This window comes from Haloarchaeobius pelagicus (assembly GCF_051207375.1).
Lineage (GTDB): Archaea > Halobacteriota > Halobacteria > Halobacteriales > Natrialbaceae > Haloarchaeobius.
In genome coordinates this window covers 278747-292222 of sequence record NZ_JBPJZD010000002.1, presented here as the reverse complement: position 1 = coordinate 292222, position 13476 = coordinate 278747, and the positions used below count along the sequence as shown (strand labels likewise).

Here is a 13476-nt window from a genome sequence, read left to right as displayed (position 1 = left end):
CTTACGGTCAGCCGGGCAATCTCGACGTGAGTATGAACTTCAGCGAGTTCGTCGGTCAGGTCCAGCATCGTCTCAGTCTCCCGGACGAAGGGGAAGCACTCCGGGCGAGTCGTGCGACCCTCAGCACCCTCGGTGAGCGACTGCAAGCTGGCGAGGCCAAGGACCTCGCGGCGTCGCTCCCGATGGAGATAGACCGGTTCCTCACGACCGCGGAGTCGGGCCAGCGCTTCGACTTCGACGAGTTCGCCGACCGTGTGGCCCGGCGGAGCCACACCGACCGGCCGGACGCGATCTACCACGCCCAGCAGATAATCGCTCTGGTCGCCGAGACCGTCGCACCGGGCGAACTCGACCAGGTTCGCGGGCAGCTCCCCGACGACTACGACACGCTGTTCGAGTTCGTCGAACCGGAGCCGCCGAGCGCCTGAACCCGGGTGGCCGCGCTTACTCCGAATACCCTTCCTGCACGAACCGTGTGCTCTCGTAGATGTTGAGCAGTTCCTCGATGAGTTCCTCGTGGGTCTCGTCCTCTTCGAGGTGCGTGTCGAGGCGTGCCTTCAGGTCGTCGGAGATGGTTATATCGTGTGGCATGATACCCATGCACAGCTACGTCGGCAGCACGCAAGAAACGACGGGATGATTATCAGCGACCGGTGTCGTGTACCTGCATCGGTTCCCGTTCCCGGAGCAGGACGCGCAAGCGCTGTTCGCCGGTGCTCGTGATGCTGTAGGTCTCCCCGTCCCGCGACCGGATGTACCCGGCGCGTTCGAGGTGTGTGCACTGGTAGCCGACTGGACCGGGGTCGCCACCGAGTGCGTATCGCAGTTCTGCGACGTGCATCGACGAGACGGCGTCCAGCGCGCTCAGAATCGCTTTCTCGCTCGGGACGTTCGTCGTGATACTCTCTCCCATCCCACCTCGACATACGGGACCATCAGACATGAATCCGACTAGGAGTACTACTGACCACTCGATAGACTGCCAGCCCACCGCCCCACTGCGCGACGTCGCCGTCAGACCGTCGTCTCGCCGCGCAACACGCGTCGGTAGCGTCGGCCCGCGGGCGTGTCACCGGTCAGCGCCTCGCGGATGGGCTCGGAGAGCCAGCCGTCGCCGGGCGCAGGCTCGCCGTCGAAGTCCGGAGACCGAAGCTCGGCCGGCAGGTACCGTTCGTACACCGGCAGGCGCTCGCGCAGGGGAACCCCGGCCTCGTCGGCGATGTCGCGCAGTTCGCGCAGTGCCGGCCACTCGTAGTCCGGGTTGATGTAGTCGTCCGTCACGGGCGAGACCCCGCCGAGGTCGTCGACGCCGCAGTCCAGTAGCTCGCGGGTGGGCGAGAGGTTCGGCGGCACCTGCACCGACACCTCCTCGGGCAGGGCGTACCGGGCCATCGCGACCACCCGGCGCATGGTCTCGACGTCGGGTTGCTCGAACCGCGAGCGCTCGTTCGGGACGACGTTCTGGACGATGACCTCCTGGATGTGGCCGTAGCGCTCGTGCAGGTCGCGGATGGCGAGCAAGCTCTCCGCCCGGTCCTGCCAGTCCTCGCCGATGCCGACGAGGATGCCCGTGGTGAACGGGACCTGCAGTTCGCCCGCGTTCCGGAGCGTGTTGATGCGCTGGCCCGGCGACTTCACCCGCGGGCCTGCGTGCGCCGACACGTCGGCGGTCGTCTCCAGCATCACGCCCATGCTCGCGTTGTAGGGCGCGACGAGCGCCATCTGCTCGCGGGTCTGGTCGCCGGGGTTCGAGTGGGGTAACACGCCTCGCTCCAGCGTGTGCTTGCAGACGGCTCGAAGGTAGTCGTGGATGGAGTCGTATCCCCAGGCGTCCAGTTGCGCGTGAATCTCCTCGTAGCGGTCGTCCGGGTCGTCGCCGAAGGTGAACAGCGCCTCGGTGCAACCGGCGTCGGCACCCGTCTCGAGTGTCGCGTTCACGTCGTCGTCGTCCATGAGCGTCGCCTGCCCGGGCGGGTCGAAGAACGTGCAGTAGGTACAGGTGTACCGGCAGGCGGTCGTCAGGGGCAAGAAGACGTTGCGAGCGAAGGTGAGTTCCTCTGCGGGCTCGACGTCGTCGGGCGTGACCGAGAGCAGCTCCGTTACGTCGGCGTCGTCGAAGGTGATGTCGATGTCGTACTCGTCAGCGCCCTGTATCACGACTGGGCGTGCGTGTTCGACCGAGAAAAGCGTGTCTCATAGGGATTCCTGTCAGCGTGGGCAGCGATGACCGACCGATGTGTTCGGCCGATACGGAACTGACCGACAGCAATCCCTCCCGCACCGCGGGGAGAGAAAGCCAAAAGGGAGGATTGGTGGATTATCCCTACACGAGGCCTCGTGTACTACACCCGACGACCAGCCCACGTAAAGGGGTTCGCTCGGTTTCAGCCGTCGACTCGGGTCACGTTCACCCGGCCGTTCCCACGCTCGATTCGAAACCCGTGCTCGCGGAGCCAGGGCCGACAGCGGCCGTCGTCGTGAATCAGTACCTCGACGAGGTCCGCGGGTTCGTCCACGTCGGTCGCGAGGCGATGCGAGTCGACGACAGCAACGTCGGCACCGACCGACGTGGCGGCCGCCCGATGGTCGAGGTAGGACGCGCCGTGGTAGTCGACCCGGAACTCGGGGTGTCTGGCGACGAACGCGTTCGTGCCACCACCGCGCCCCGGCGCGAGCACCACGTCGCCCTCCATGGTGAGAAGTCGGTCGAGGCTCTCGGGCGTGGCAAGCGCGAGGTCGGCCATCACGACCGCGACCGGTTCCCTGGTCGCGGCGAGAACTGCGTTGACCGCGTCGGTGAGCGGCCGGTCGTCGACGGTAACGGGCGCGTCGATGTCGAGCGGTTCCGTCGACAGCAACTCCGGTTCGTGGCCGACCGCGCGGACAGCCGCGAGGACGTCCTCGCACATCACCTGTGCGAAGTCGGCGCGCTCCTCGGGAGTGAGCACTGGCGAGAGACGAGTCTTCGGCTGGTCGGGCGCGAACGGAACGAGAAGTCGCATGGTGACTCAGCCCAGGCGGCTGTAGTCGTCCTGTTGCTGCCGGTACCAGTAGATGCCCCCGCCGACGAGGAGGAGCACCAGGATGGCGGCACCACCGTAGAGGAGCAGCTGGTTGCGCTGCTGGGCTGACGCGGCCGACTGCTCGGCGCTATCTGCCTCGTTCTGTGCGCGCTCGGCGAGCGTCTGTGCGTTCTCGAAGTTCTCGCCCTCGTACGCCGAGATGGCCGACTCGACCGAGGATTCGGCGGTCGAGGTGTCGCCACCGGCCGCCGCTGCCTCGTCGATGGCAGCCTCGGCATCGGCGATGGCCTGGCGTGCGGCCCGGCTGTCCTCGGTGTAGTGGTGTGCCTCACGCGTCGCGATGTCGTTCGAGGTACCACCGTCGCGGACCTGGGTGAGCGATGCCACGACGAAGGTCTCCTCTTCGGCGTAGGTGAAGTTCTCGACCTCGGGGACGGTCCCGGTCACCTCGATGGTGATCTGGTTGGCGTCGTTCGCCTCGGCGTCGATGTTCGAGTAGTTGAACGACTGCCCGTCGAAGGACTGTCGGTCGATCTGGTTCCCGGTGTCGGTGTCCGTGGTCGTCACCGTCCACGTGACGTCGGTCAACTCGGTCTCACCGCGGAGCGTCCACGACGTGTAGTCGGGGTTCTGGTACAGCTCCCCGAGTGTCACCGTCGCGGTGTAGTCCTCGCCGACCTGCGCTTCCGAGGACACGTCGTCGCTCGTGACCTGGACAGCCGTGGCTGTCCCGACCGCGGCGAGCGCGAGGATGGCCACGACCGCAAGCGTTGCCCACTTAGAAGAGTGGCTCGAGTTCATCCTCGTCATCTTCGACTAGGTTCTGTAAGTTCTCTTCGCTTTCCTCACGGATGGAGTCGATGTTGTCCTGTGCCTCGATTGCGACCTGCTGCAGCTCCTTGATACGCGGGACGTTGTTCACGCCTGACAGGAGTATGCAGGCCGCGACCTGGGGTTCGTTGAGCGGGTAGTCCCCACCGCGAACCTCCATCGACCCGGTCTGCTCCTCGAGCCACTTCCGCCCGCGCTCTATGCCTTTGCGGTTGAGGTGCTTCGTCGGGCCTGCCATCACGAGGAGTGCACGTTCCGCGCCCTCGATCTCGCAGGGGAGCGTGAGTCGGCCGAGCGCAGCCTTGCGCACGAGCGACGTGATGCGGTTGGTCGTGTGTGCGGTGTCGACCTGGTCGTCGTCGCCGCCGGTGAAGCGCGAGAGGAGGCCGCCGTCGTCCTCCATCTCGACCTCCTCGGTCGCGTAGCCGACGGTCGAGACGCCACCACCCGCGAGGGTGTTGATGATCTCGGAGGAGTCGACGACGCTCTCACCGACCTCGTCGCCAGCGCCGATCTCACCGGCACCGAAGAGGACGCCGAAGCGGCGGACGATCTCCTCGTTGATCTCGTCGTAGCCGCCCTCGACGGACTCCCCGGCCTTGCGCCAGGCGTCGTTGTCGAAGACGAGCAGGTTGTCCACCTCGCGGACGAAGGTCTGGAAGGACCGTGCCGCGTTGAGGGTGTAGATCCCACCCTCGTCGGAGCCGGGCAGGACGCCCAGCCCGTAGACGGGGATGGTGTAGATGCGTTTGAGATGCTTTGCGAGGACGGGTGCGCCACCACTGCCGGTGCCACCACCCATGCCTGAGACGACGAGGAACGCGTCGACCTCGTGGGTCGGGATGGAGTCGATTGCTCCCTGTACCTCGTCGATGTCCTCCTCGGCGACTTCCGCGCCGAGTTCGTTGTCAGCGCCCACGCCGTGCCCTTTGACGCGGGACTGACCGATGAGCACACGATTCTCGTCCGGGATGTTGTCAAGGCCCATCAGGTCGGCTCTCGCTGTGTTGACAGCGATAGCAGCACGGATGATGCCACTCTGGGTCCGTTCGTCGTACTCGACGAACCTGTCGACTATTTTCCCACCGGCCTGACCGAATCCTATCATCGCCAGTTTCATGGAAGGGGGTCTCCGTTGGATGTGAAGAATGGGATTATCGATATAAGCCTTTGGATGGTCTGATTCTCTAACAGGTGTCAGGACTGCCTGAAAAAACGGGAGAGGTCGCTTCTATCGCCGAAAATGGTCGGTGAAACGTAATCCTTTCTTCAGTGACATTTCGTCACTCTATTTAAGCGTGTGAGGTCGGTGCATCGGCGGTCTGTGTCAGTCCGAGGTACGACTGCAGGGTTGTCAACTCGGCTGGGTCGACACCGAACGCGGTCACATCGTTGTCCGTCACAGTGTTGTCCATCTTCAGAGAACGAGCCTGGTCGGGACCGAAGGGGATGAACGGGATCGGTCCCGCGACGGTCAGGCCGAGCTTCGCCAACGCCATCGGGATGGGGAGGATGGTGATGGACTTCCCCGCGGCCTCGTAGGCGAACTCGGTCACCTCGGCCAGCGTCACCACCTCGGGCCCACCGATTTCGTAGGTCTGCCCGACGTGTTTCTCGTCCTCGACAGCGTCGGCCAGCAGCGGCACGAGGTCACCCACCCAGATGGGCTGGAAGCGCGTCTTCCCGCCGCCAGGGAGCCCCGTGACGACCGGGGTCGAGAGCTTCTTGGTGAACGAGACGAACTCGCCACCCTCGCCGAAGACGACCGACGGCCGGAAGATGACGTAGTCGAGGTCCGAGGCCGTGACGATCTCCTCGGCCTGCCCCTTCGCGCGGATGTACGCGGTCGTCCCGTTCGGGTCCGCACCGAGCGCCGACATCTGGACGAGCTTCCCGACGTCGTGCTCCTCGCAGGCGCGCACGACGTTCTCAGTTCCCTGTCGGTGGACCGAGTCGTGACTCGCGTTCCCCTTCGGCTTGAACAGCGGTGACAGCGCGACCAGGTTGACTGCCACGTCCTGGCCCTCGAAAGCGTCTACCATGGACTCGTAGGCGCTCACGTCGCCCATGACCGTGTTCACCGTGTTCGGCAGGTCGGCGCTGTCGGGGTGCCGGGCCAGTGCTGTCACCTCGTGGCCGCGGTCGAGGAGTTCTTCGCAGAGGCGTTGCCCGATGAAGCCGGTCCCACCAGCGACGATTACTTTCATATTTGATAGATAGTTCGGGATTCGGATAAAGGCATCCCCAAACGGGGGTGGGGAGTGAGGTAAGCGACGGAATCGAACCAATCACCGGGCGCGCGCTGGTGAGTGTGCTTCGCGCCAGCGAAGCCGCGAACCGAAGCCGTGCGAGGGACGACCGAAGTGGAGTGAAGTGAAACGGAACGAAACGGAGGGAGTCGGCTGGGGAGGGCGTGGTGCGGTGTTGTGCGGGGCGGGTGCGGTCACAGCCACCAGCGCGAGTGAACTGCCTGTCGAAGTCGAGGACCACGGTAATCGACAGTCAGACAGGACCGACGGCCGAGACGACTCTCACAGCCACGAGCATTCAAATACCAGCGGGCGGCCACAGTCGCCATGCCCTGACGACCCACCACGCGAGGTCCAGCGGTTGCACGGGACAGCCTCGCGTCGGCTCCGCGCCAGTTCCGTCTGCTCGCCATTCACTCCTGTCTGCTCACTATTCACACCCGCCTCGGACGGTCCTGCAGTCCCGACTCTCTCCCGACACAGAGACGACAGACAGAAACCCCCTCCGTCGAAAGCCGTGGGTATGCTCGTCACGCTGGAGGGACTCGACGGGAGCGGCAAGACGACCGTCTGGGAGGCGCTCCACGACACCTACCCCGACGCCACGTTCACGCGCGAACCGACCAACTCGTGGTACGGCGAGTCGGTCAACCGCGCCATCCAGGACGACGACGCCGACCCGCTCGCCGAACTCTTCCTGTTCATCGCCGACCACGCCGACCACCTCTCGCGGGTCGTCCGGCCCGCACTCGCCGACGGCGACCTCGTCATCTCCGACCGCTACTCCGATTCACGCTACGCCTACCAGGGCGCGACCCTCGACGGGGAGATCAAGCGCCCGATGGAGTACATCCGCGGCGTCCACCAGCCGTTCACCATCGAACCCGACGTGACCATCTACCTCGACGTCGACCCCCACACCGCCATGCAGCGCTCCGGCGCGACCAACAAGTTCGAGCAGTCGAAGTACCTGACGAAGGTCCAGCAGAACTACGAGCGGCTCATGGAGTTCCAGCCCGAGCGGTTCGTGCAGATCGACGCGACGCGCTCGCCCGAGGAGGTGCTGGAATCGGTCGAAGAGGTCTTCGAAGCGATTCTAGAAGAAGAGTAGCGCCGCCTTCACCGGTGCCCTGCTACCGAACCGCCTTCAGACAGACCGACTTCGCCGCGTCCTGCTTGAATCCGGCCGCTATCTCGGGATACTCACGAGTGAACGCCTCGTCGGGCGTCGGTTCGACCACGTCTCGAATCTCGAAGCCAGCGTCGAGAACTGGCGAGAACAGCCCTTCGATGGACCGCCGGTAGTACGTGGCCCGGTTGCTATCCGGCCCTGAATTCCAGACGATGTCGTAGCGCTCGGTCTCGTCGTAGACGGGTGTCGCCGATTCGGTCTCGACGGTCGCCTCCATGTCGCCGGGCATCGTCTCAGTCGGGTACTCGCCCTCGCGCACGACCACGTAGTCGTGGACCGGGTTGTGCGTCGAGACCACGAGGACACCACCGTCGACGAGCACCCGGGCGAACTCCGAGAGGGGAACAGACAGGTCTTCGAGGTGTGAGAACGCGTGCTGGCAGCAGATCACGTCGATGCTGTCGTCGTCGAGGAAGTCGAGGGGCTGCGTGAGGTCCGCCTGCACGAACTCGGCGTCTGGGACCTGCTCCCGCGCCCGTTCGAGCATGTCCGCGCTGACGTCGATGCCGGTCACCTCGGCACCCCGTTCGACGTACCGGGCGGCGTAGAACCCGGAGCCACAGCCAGCGTCGAGCACGCGCTTGCCCTCGAGGTCGGGGAGGAGTCCCTCGAAGGTCTCCCACAGCAGCCGTTCTCTGGACGGTGACGAGACGATGTCGTCCCACAGCTCCGCGAGTTCGTCGTAATGCCCCGCGATGCGGGGGTTGACGTCCTCCATGTTCGACCGTTCACAGGTCGGTGTATAAACAGGTCTGCTGTCGGGAATACTGGCCGCTATCCGTCCCACCTAGCGCATCGTCTCGGGCAACTCCATCTCGTCCGGGGCCGGCATCCAGAAGAAGTCTACAGTGACGCCGAGGACGAGTGGAAGTGCAATCGCCACGAGCAGGGCGAGCTGTGGCGAGCCGAGGTTCGCGCCGAGTTGCAACACGCCGGAGATGAGCAGCGTGGTGGCGAACAGCAGGACGGGCGTGATGAGGGCGACGTAGACGATTGGACCCCAGTCGGTGTCGAGTCGCTGGCGGAAGAACCGCGTCGAGACGGCCGCGATGGCCGTGTTGACGACCACGAGCACCGCGAGGCCGATGATGCCCACGAGTGAGACCATACCGTCCCTAGGAAACGGACGGCCTTTGACGTATCGGAACGGCTTTCAAGTGGGCAAGTTTTGCACAGCACATGCATCGAGTCATCGGAGAACGCGACCTCTCGGACACACCATTCTCGCCCGACGAGGCCCGCGCGCTCTACCGCGACATGGTTCGTGCCCGCCGCTTCGACGAGCGAGCACTGGCGCTCCAGCGCCGCGGGTGGATGAGTGGCTACCCGCCGTACAAGGGCCAGGAGGCCTCACAGGTCGGTGCCGCCCACGCGATGGCGGCCGAGGACTGGCTGTTCCCGACGTACCGGTCGAACGGGATGCAGATCGCCCGCGGCGTCCCCATGAGCGACATCCTGCGGTTCCGTCGTGGCCAGCCCGAGTACACCTCTGACCACGACGTCCCGAACTTCCCGCAGGCGGTCCCCATCGCCACCCAGATTCCCCACGCGACCGGGGCGGGCATGGCGATGAACTACGAAGACGACGACGGCGCGGTCCTCTGTTACTTCGGCGACGGCGCGACGTCCGAGGGCGACTTCCACGAGGGGCTCAACTTCGCCGGCGTGTTCGAGACGCCGACGGTATTCTTCTGTGAGAACAACAACTGGGCCATCTCGCTGCCCCGTCGCAAGCAGACCGCCGCGGCGTCCATCGCCGACCGTGCCGAGGCGTACGGCTTCAAGGGCGGCCAGGTCGACGGGAACGACCCGCTGGCGGTCCGAGAGTTCGTCCAGAGTGCGCTCGAGTCAGCACGAGACGGGAAGCCGGTGCTCGTCGAGAGCATGACCTACCGGCAGGGCGCGCACACCACGAGTGACGACCCCTCGCGCTACCGCGAGGACGAGGACGAAGACTTGCCCGAGTGGCGGACCCGTGACCCGCTGGAGCGCTACGAGGAGTACCTCCGCGAGCAGGGCATCATCACCGACGACTACGTCGAGACCATCCACGAGGAGGCCGACGAGGAACTGACCGACGCGGTCGAGCGTGCCGAATCTGGCGAGCCCGCGGACCCGGACGAGGTGTTCGATTCGGTGTACGCCGAGATGCCGAAGAAACTGGAGAAACAGCGCGACTGGTTACGGTCGTTCGCAGCCGAACACGACGTGCAGGAACTAGAACATTAGCTGGCCCGCTACTGCAGGCAGATGTACGTCTTGGTGTCGGCGATACCGTCTAACTTCTGTAACTTGCCGACAACAGTGTGCAAGACGTCGTACACCTCTTCGGTCTCGACCTCGGTGATGATGTCGTAGTTCCCGGCGACGATGTGGGCCTCGCTGACCGGGTCGAGGCCACGGATCGAGTCGAGGAGTTCTTCGGACTTTCCTGCCGCCGTCTTGACCATGATGAACGCGTGAACCATTCGTGCTGTGGTAGTCTCTGTCATAGCAAAAACCTTTGCCCTGTTCGGGGGAGGGCACCGGGGTAAGTTATTCAAGGGGGGTGAGCGTACACAGTGATATGCGGTTCGTTATCATTGGCGCAGGTCGAGTCGGACTCCGCACGGCTCGTGTTCTTCGGGACGAGGGACACGAGGTGACGCTCATCGAGACCGACGAGCGGAAGGTCAAGCGTGCTCGCGACCAGGACTTCACGGTCGTCGAGGGCGACGGGTCACGTGAGGACATCCTCAACGAGGCGGGGGTCGCAGACGCCGACGCGGTCGGCGCACTCACAGGGGACCTCAACACGAACTTCGCGGCGTGCATGATCGCCGACCACCACGGGGCTCGGACGGTCATGCGCATCGACGAGGACTACCGCGAGGACATCTACCGGAAGTACGCAGACGCGGTGGACGAGGTCGTCTACCCCGAGCGGCTGGGGGCAATCGGGGCGAAGAACGCCCTTCTGGGGGGTGACATCCGTGCCATCGCGGACATCGCCCAGCACCTCCAGCTGGTCGAACTCAGCGTCACGGAGGAATCCCCGATGAAGGGGTACTCCATCGCCGAGGTGGAACTCCCGAAGACGGCGACCATGATCGCCTTCGGCAAGCAGGGCCACTCGATGACCATCCCCGACCCGGACGAGTCGCTCGAACTCGGGGACCGCGTCGTCGTCCTCGCGGATTTCGACGTGCTCGGCGACGTCCGGCAGCTCATCGTGGGTGACACGAGTCGTGCGGCACCCGCAGGAGGAGTCTAACCATGGCAGTCACAGCATACATCATGATAAAGGCGAACACGGGCGAGGCGGACCGGCTCAGAGACAGCATCGAAGACATCGACGGCGTCGAGTCCGCGTACATCGTCGCCGGCGACGTCGACGTCATCGCGAAGGTCCACGTCGAGACGCCCGGCGAGGTCAAGGACATCGCCGCCTCGCAGATACAGGGCATCCGCGGCGTCGAGGACACACAGACGTACATCGCGATGGACTGACCGGCGGGCTCGGCTCGTCGGCTGGCGATCCGCGTCGCGACGGTCACCACCCTACAGCGGTGGTCCGCCGCTCGACCCGCCGCCGTTTACGGCGTCTTCACTGTTCTGCACGGCCGACTGCATCAGTTCAGCGGCCGCACCACCGTACTCGTAGCCCGGGACGATACCCTGGGCGTAGGTCCCCTCGACGAACTCGACGAGCGTCTTCGCGTCTTCGACGCCCTCGCTGGCGGTCCATGCGATATAGGAGAGTTCCACGACGACTTCGTCGTCGGTTCGCGTGACGCTCGGGGGCTCGTGGGTGTTCGTGGTGGCGACGTCGAACGTGTCTTCGAGGCGAAGTTCGAGTGTCTCGAACCAGCCGTCTTCGACGACCTCGTGGACTGTCTCGCCAGTGACTGCGGCGTCGAGTGTCGGGAGGCGCACGGTGACGGCGAACTCGCCGTCGCGCTTGCCCTCGGCGCTACTGGCCGTCACGACAGCCTCGAACACGGTCGTATCGAGGATGTAGCCCGACTCCGTGGGGGTGAACGCGTCGTGGCGCGCGAACGCCTGGTCGACTGGGGCGGGTATCTCGCTCATGCGCCGCCGCTAGGGTGCCAGCTGGCAAGGGCGTTGCGCTCTCGCCCCTCGTGACCTCAGTTCTCGCGGTCCGCGAGGACGCCCTTGACGGCCATCGCCAGTTCATCGAAGTTCGACAGGGTCAGGCCGTCGGTCGTGACGAACACGCCACCACTGTCGGTGGTGGTCCGGACGAGGAAGCCGTTCTCGAACTTCCGGATCGTGTACTCGTACTCGCCCAGCTCGGATGTCTCGTAGGCGGCCTGTGTGGTCTTGAACTCCCGCCACTCGTGGCCGACGAACGTCGAGAGGTCGGCGTCTCGCTCCAGGTCGCTTCGCAGGTAGAGCTGCTCGAAGTCGTCACGGGTGAAGTACGTGATGGAACGGAGGCTGTCGCCTACGGTCGTTCGACACGCGCTTACCAGTCTGTCCTCGTCACGTTCGGTCAACAGGGTCGCCATGGTCCTATTCCTCCATCCATGCTCATAAGAGCGATGTTGTGTGTCAGGGACGTCGATTGTTATCAAGATTTGTCACGAACCAGCATACTTACAGCAGATACATGTATAAAACCCGAATGGTTCCTGCGTACGCGGGGGCCATCGACCAGGACGACTGTCTGTCATGACATCTGATCGTGTTGGTCACCGGCGACTACCGTGCTGCCATGCCCGGGTAGTCGCTTTCTGTGGGCGGTATCGCGTAGTTTTTTCACCACCCTCCGGGTAGGTGAGTCGAATGGAAGGCGTTCTCTGGCACCTGCTGGCGAGTTCGCGGGGAGCCGCGACGCGGGTCCGGATACTCCGCGCCATCGAGCAGCGCCCACGGAACGCCAACGAACTCGCGACCGAACTCGACCTCGACTACACCACCATCCGCCACCACACGGAGATACTGCTGGAGAACAACGTGCTCCGGCGCACCGACGACGACTACGCGGCGGTGTACCTGCTCACCGACCAGCTCCGGTCGAACTGGGACGTGGTCGAAGAGATACTCGCGGTCGTGGACACGGAGGACCCATGATTGTGGACGAATTTTGGACAGCACCTATACTCGACGCGATGCAACGGAGGGACGATGACCCTGTGGCTTGAGGCTGCCCGCATCGCCGCGGGCGTGAACGCTGTGCTCTTGCTGGCCCTGGGGTGGGTCTGGCTGGGCAACTACCGCAGCCACGGTGCGCGCCACACGCTCGGCCTGCTCGTGTTCGCTGCGTTCCTCCTCGTCGAGAACGCGCTCTGGCTCTACTTCTATCTGCTCCACCCCGCCTTCATCGGGTGGTTCGAGGCTGCCGGCACCGACGTGCAGGTCGGCGTGACCCTGCTCTGTGGGCTCGAACTCGTCGCGCTCGCGTTCATGGCACACCTCACGCTTCGTTGACCCAAAATCGTCCCGTTGACGTCCGGCGATTGGGGACGAATTTTGGACGCAGTTCGGAAAACCTCTTTTCCGTACTGCACCACACAACAGGTATGGCTTACACACGACGGTCCCTGCTCGCCGCCACCGGAACCACCCTGGCGCTCGCCGGCTGTCTCGGCGACGGTGGCGATGCCGGCGACGCGACGGACACCGACACGCCGACCGCGACCGACACCGCGACGCCGACCGATACCGCGACAGAGACCCAGTCGATGGGCCCGACGGTCCAGGTCGCCACCCACCCCGACCTCGGCGACATCCTCGTCGGTCCCGACGGGAGGACGCTCTACATGTTCGACTCGGACACGCAGGGCAGCGGTTCCAGTACCTGCAGCGACGGCTGCGCCAGCGCCTGGCCACCCCTGACCGTCGATGGAATGGCCTCGGCTGGCGATGGCGTGACCGCCGAACTCACCACGTTCGAGCGTGAAGACGGGGCCACGCAGGTCGCCGCCGCCGGCTGGCCACTGTACTACTTCGCCAGCGACAGCTCCCCCGGTGACGCGAACGGCCAGGGCGCAAACGACGTGTGGTGGGTGCTCCGGCCGGATGGGACGGTGGTTCGTGGGTCCGATACCGACACGGCGACGCCAACCGAGGGCGGCGGCGAGGAAACGACGACCGACCCGTACTACTGAGTCCGCTGGCGACTCCCCGAGACGTGGGTTCCAGCCCCCACGTACTTTTTTCTCACATTCCCTCGAAC

At 64.8% G+C, this 13476-nt stretch carries 20 protein-coding genes; 8 read left to right on the top strand and 12 right to left on the bottom strand.

Annotated elements, in window-relative coordinates:
- The first annotated feature begins 32 nt into the window (after positions 1 to 32).
- Positions 33 to 428, top strand: coding sequence for a DUF2267 domain-containing protein (locus ACSC1S_RS14010; protein ID WP_435364857.1), 396 nt, complete (start codon positions 33 to 35; stop codon positions 426 to 428).
- Positions 429 to 444: 16 nt separating this feature from the next.
- On the opposite strand, the gene ACSC1S_RS14005 is transcribed toward ACSC1S_RS14010, so the two are convergent.
- From ACSC1S_RS14005 to ACSC1S_RS13975, 7 genes are all read right to left on the bottom strand, one after another.
- Positions 445 to 591: a DUF7557 family protein gene (locus ACSC1S_RS14005; RefSeq protein ID WP_261652454.1), complete on the bottom strand. Its 147-nt coding sequence runs from the start codon at positions 589 to 591 to the stop codon at positions 445 to 447.
- A 52-nt stretch (positions 592 to 643) separates the two neighbouring features.
- Positions 644 to 913, bottom strand: coding sequence for a hypothetical protein (locus ACSC1S_RS14000; RefSeq protein WP_435319456.1), 270 nt, complete (start codon positions 911 to 913; stop codon positions 644 to 646).
- 101 nt (positions 914 to 1014) lie between these two features.
- On the bottom strand, positions 1015 to 2157 hold the full coding sequence (cofG, locus tag ACSC1S_RS13995) for a 7,8-didemethyl-8-hydroxy-5-deazariboflavin synthase subunit CofG (RefSeq protein WP_435364856.1): 1143 nt from the start codon (positions 2155 to 2157) through the stop codon (positions 1015 to 1017).
- A 227-nt stretch (positions 2158 to 2384) separates the two neighbouring features.
- On the bottom strand, positions 2385 to 3002 hold the full coding sequence (cofC, locus tag ACSC1S_RS13990; RefSeq protein ID WP_435364855.1) for a 2-phospho-L-lactate guanylyltransferase: 618 nt from the start codon (positions 3000 to 3002) through the stop codon (positions 2385 to 2387).
- A gap of 6 nt (positions 3003 to 3008) precedes the next feature.
- Entirely contained in the window at positions 3009 to 3824 is an 816-nt protein-coding gene (locus ACSC1S_RS13985; protein ID WP_435319453.1) for a hypothetical protein, read from the bottom strand.
- Entirely contained in the window at positions 3802 to 4974 is a 1173-nt protein-coding gene (locus ACSC1S_RS13980) for a tubulin/FtsZ family protein (protein WP_261652449.1), read from the bottom strand. The genes ACSC1S_RS13985 and ACSC1S_RS13980 overlap by 23 nt, the downstream gene beginning before the upstream one ends.
- 172 nt (positions 4975 to 5146) lie before the next feature.
- Positions 5147 to 6061 (bottom strand): complex I NDUFA9 subunit family protein, encoded by a 915-nt coding sequence (locus ACSC1S_RS13975; protein ID WP_435364854.1) that lies wholly within the window; start codon positions 6059 to 6061, stop codon positions 5147 to 5149.
- Positions 6062 to 6626: 565 nt separating this feature from the next.
- On the opposite strand from ACSC1S_RS13975, the gene tmk reads away from it, so the two are divergent.
- Positions 6627 to 7214 carry a dTMP kinase gene (gene tmk, locus ACSC1S_RS13970; RefSeq protein WP_435364853.1) on the top strand — a complete coding sequence of 196 codons (588 nt, stop codon included), beginning with the start codon at positions 6627 to 6629 and terminating at the stop codon, positions 7212 to 7214.
- Positions 7215 to 7236: 22 nt separating this feature from the next.
- Here tmk and ACSC1S_RS13965 read toward each other — a convergent pair whose 3' ends face one another.
- Both ACSC1S_RS13965 and ACSC1S_RS13960 read right to left on the bottom strand, forming a co-directional pair.
- On the bottom strand, positions 7237 to 8013 hold the full coding sequence (locus ACSC1S_RS13965) for a class I SAM-dependent methyltransferase (protein WP_435364852.1): 777 nt from the start codon (positions 8011 to 8013) through the stop codon (positions 7237 to 7239).
- A gap of 69 nt (positions 8014 to 8082) precedes the next feature.
- Positions 8083 to 8403: a DUF7991 family protein gene (locus tag ACSC1S_RS13960; protein WP_435364851.1), complete on the bottom strand. Its 321-nt coding sequence runs from the start codon at positions 8401 to 8403 to the stop codon at positions 8083 to 8085.
- A gap of 71 nt (positions 8404 to 8474) precedes the next feature.
- Between ACSC1S_RS13960 and pdhA the strand changes: the two genes are divergently transcribed.
- Positions 8475 to 9524, top strand: a complete 1050-nt coding sequence (gene pdhA / locus ACSC1S_RS13955) for a pyruvate dehydrogenase (acetyl-transferring) E1 component subunit alpha (protein WP_435364850.1) — start codon at positions 8475 to 8477, stop codon at positions 9522 to 9524.
- 8 nt (positions 9525 to 9532) lie between these two features.
- Here pdhA and ACSC1S_RS13950 read toward each other — a convergent pair whose 3' ends face one another.
- Entirely contained in the window at positions 9533 to 9763 is a 231-nt protein-coding gene (locus ACSC1S_RS13950; RefSeq protein ID WP_435319447.1) for an Lrp/AsnC family transcriptional regulator, read from the bottom strand.
- 98 nt (positions 9764 to 9861) lie between these two features.
- On the opposite strand from ACSC1S_RS13950, the gene ACSC1S_RS13945 reads away from it, so the two are divergent.
- Positions 9862 to 10548: a potassium channel family protein gene (locus ACSC1S_RS13945; RefSeq protein WP_435319446.1), complete on the top strand. Its 687-nt coding sequence runs from the start codon at positions 9862 to 9864 to the stop codon at positions 10546 to 10548.
- 2 nt (positions 10549 to 10550) lie between these two features.
- Complete coding sequence (locus ACSC1S_RS13940) at positions 10551 to 10784, top strand: Lrp/AsnC family transcriptional regulator (protein ID WP_435364849.1); 234 nt, start codon at positions 10551 to 10553, stop codon at positions 10782 to 10784.
- 51 nt (positions 10785 to 10835) lie between these two features.
- Here the strand turns inward: ACSC1S_RS13940 and ACSC1S_RS13935 are convergent, their stop codons facing one another.
- Entirely contained in the window at positions 10836 to 11366 is a 531-nt protein-coding gene (locus ACSC1S_RS13935) for a DUF5813 family protein (protein ID WP_435364848.1), read from the bottom strand.
- 56 nt (positions 11367 to 11422) lie between these two features.
- A complete protein-coding gene (locus tag ACSC1S_RS13930; protein ID WP_261652439.1) occupies positions 11423 to 11806 on the bottom strand; it encodes a DUF7522 family protein in 384 nt (127 codons plus the stop codon).
- A 277-nt stretch (positions 11807 to 12083) separates the two neighbouring features.
- Here ACSC1S_RS13930 and ACSC1S_RS13925 point away from each other — a divergent pair, with 277 nt between their 5' ends.
- From ACSC1S_RS13925 to ACSC1S_RS13915, 3 genes are all read left to right on the top strand, one after another.
- Entirely contained in the window at positions 12084 to 12371 is a 288-nt protein-coding gene (locus tag ACSC1S_RS13925; protein WP_261652438.1) for a winged helix-turn-helix domain-containing protein, read from the top strand.
- Between the two features lie 54 nt (positions 12372 to 12425).
- Positions 12426 to 12728, top strand: coding sequence for a DUF8036 family membrane protein (locus ACSC1S_RS13920; protein WP_435319443.1), 303 nt, complete (start codon positions 12426 to 12428; stop codon positions 12726 to 12728).
- A gap of 92 nt (positions 12729 to 12820) precedes the next feature.
- Positions 12821 to 13408 carry a COG4315 family predicted lipoprotein gene (locus ACSC1S_RS13915; RefSeq protein WP_435364847.1) on the top strand — a complete coding sequence of 196 codons (588 nt, stop codon included), beginning with the start codon at positions 12821 to 12823 and terminating at the stop codon, positions 13406 to 13408.
- The last annotated feature ends 68 nt before the right edge of the window (positions 13409 to 13476 follow it).

What these genes read in the sequence shown, in the direction of transcription:
- tmk (WP_435364853.1), top strand. Translation starts at nt 6,627, where the DNA reads ATGCTCGTCACGCTGGAGGGACTCGACGGGAGCGGCAAGACGACCGTC.
- ACSC1S_RS14010 (WP_435364857.1), top strand. Translation starts at nt 33, where the DNA reads ATGAACTTCAGCGAGTTCGTCGGTCAGGTCCAGCATCGTCTCAGTCTC.
- ACSC1S_RS13915 (WP_435364847.1), top strand. Translation starts at nt 12,821, where the DNA reads ATGGCTTACACACGACGGTCCCTGCTCGCCGCCACCGGAACCACCCTG.
- ACSC1S_RS13925 (WP_261652438.1), top strand. Translation starts at nt 12,084, where the DNA reads ATGGAAGGCGTTCTCTGGCACCTGCTGGCGAGTTCGCGGGGAGCCGCG.
- ACSC1S_RS13960 (WP_435364851.1), bottom strand. Translation starts at nt 8,403, where the DNA reads ATGGTCTCACTCGTGGGCATCATCGGCCTCGCGGTGCTCGTGGTCGTC.
- ACSC1S_RS13975 (WP_435364854.1), bottom strand. Translation starts at nt 6,061, where the DNA reads ATGAAAGTAATCGTCGCTGGTGGGACCGGCTTCATCGGGCAACGCCTC.
- pdhA (WP_435364850.1), top strand. Translation starts at nt 8,475, where the DNA reads ATGCATCGAGTCATCGGAGAACGCGACCTCTCGGACACACCATTCTCG.
- ACSC1S_RS13920 (WP_435319443.1), top strand. Translation starts at nt 12,426, where the DNA reads ATGACCCTGTGGCTTGAGGCTGCCCGCATCGCCGCGGGCGTGAACGCT.
- ACSC1S_RS14000 (WP_435319456.1), bottom strand. Translation starts at nt 913, where the DNA reads ATGGGAGAGAGTATCACGACGAACGTCCCGAGCGAGAAAGCGATTCTG.
- ACSC1S_RS13935 (WP_435364848.1), bottom strand. Translation starts at nt 11,366, where the DNA reads ATGAGCGAGATACCCGCCCCAGTCGACCAGGCGTTCGCGCGCCACGAC.
- ACSC1S_RS13940 (WP_435364849.1), top strand. Translation starts at nt 10,551, where the DNA reads ATGGCAGTCACAGCATACATCATGATAAAGGCGAACACGGGCGAGGCG.
- cofC (WP_435364855.1), bottom strand. Translation starts at nt 3,002, where the DNA reads ATGCGACTTCTCGTTCCGTTCGCGCCCGACCAGCCGAAGACTCGTCTC.
- ACSC1S_RS14005 (WP_261652454.1), bottom strand. Translation starts at nt 591, where the DNA reads ATGCCACACGATATAACCATCTCCGACGACCTGAAGGCACGCCTCGAC.
- ACSC1S_RS13965 (WP_435364852.1), bottom strand. Translation starts at nt 8,013, where the DNA reads ATGGAGGACGTCAACCCCCGCATCGCGGGGCATTACGACGAACTCGCG.
- ACSC1S_RS13980 (WP_261652449.1), bottom strand. Translation starts at nt 4,974, where the DNA reads ATGAAACTGGCGATGATAGGATTCGGTCAGGCCGGTGGGAAAATAGTC.
- ACSC1S_RS13945 (WP_435319446.1), top strand. Translation starts at nt 9,862, where the DNA reads ATGCGGTTCGTTATCATTGGCGCAGGTCGAGTCGGACTCCGCACGGCT.
- ACSC1S_RS13950 (WP_435319447.1), bottom strand. Translation starts at nt 9,763, where the DNA reads ATGGTTCACGCGTTCATCATGGTCAAGACGGCGGCAGGAAAGTCCGAA.
- ACSC1S_RS13930 (WP_261652439.1), bottom strand. Translation starts at nt 11,806, where the DNA reads ATGGCGACCCTGTTGACCGAACGTGACGAGGACAGACTGGTAAGCGCG.
- ACSC1S_RS13985 (WP_435319453.1), bottom strand. Translation starts at nt 3,824, where the DNA reads ATGAACTCGAGCCACTCTTCTAAGTGGGCAACGCTTGCGGTCGTGGCC.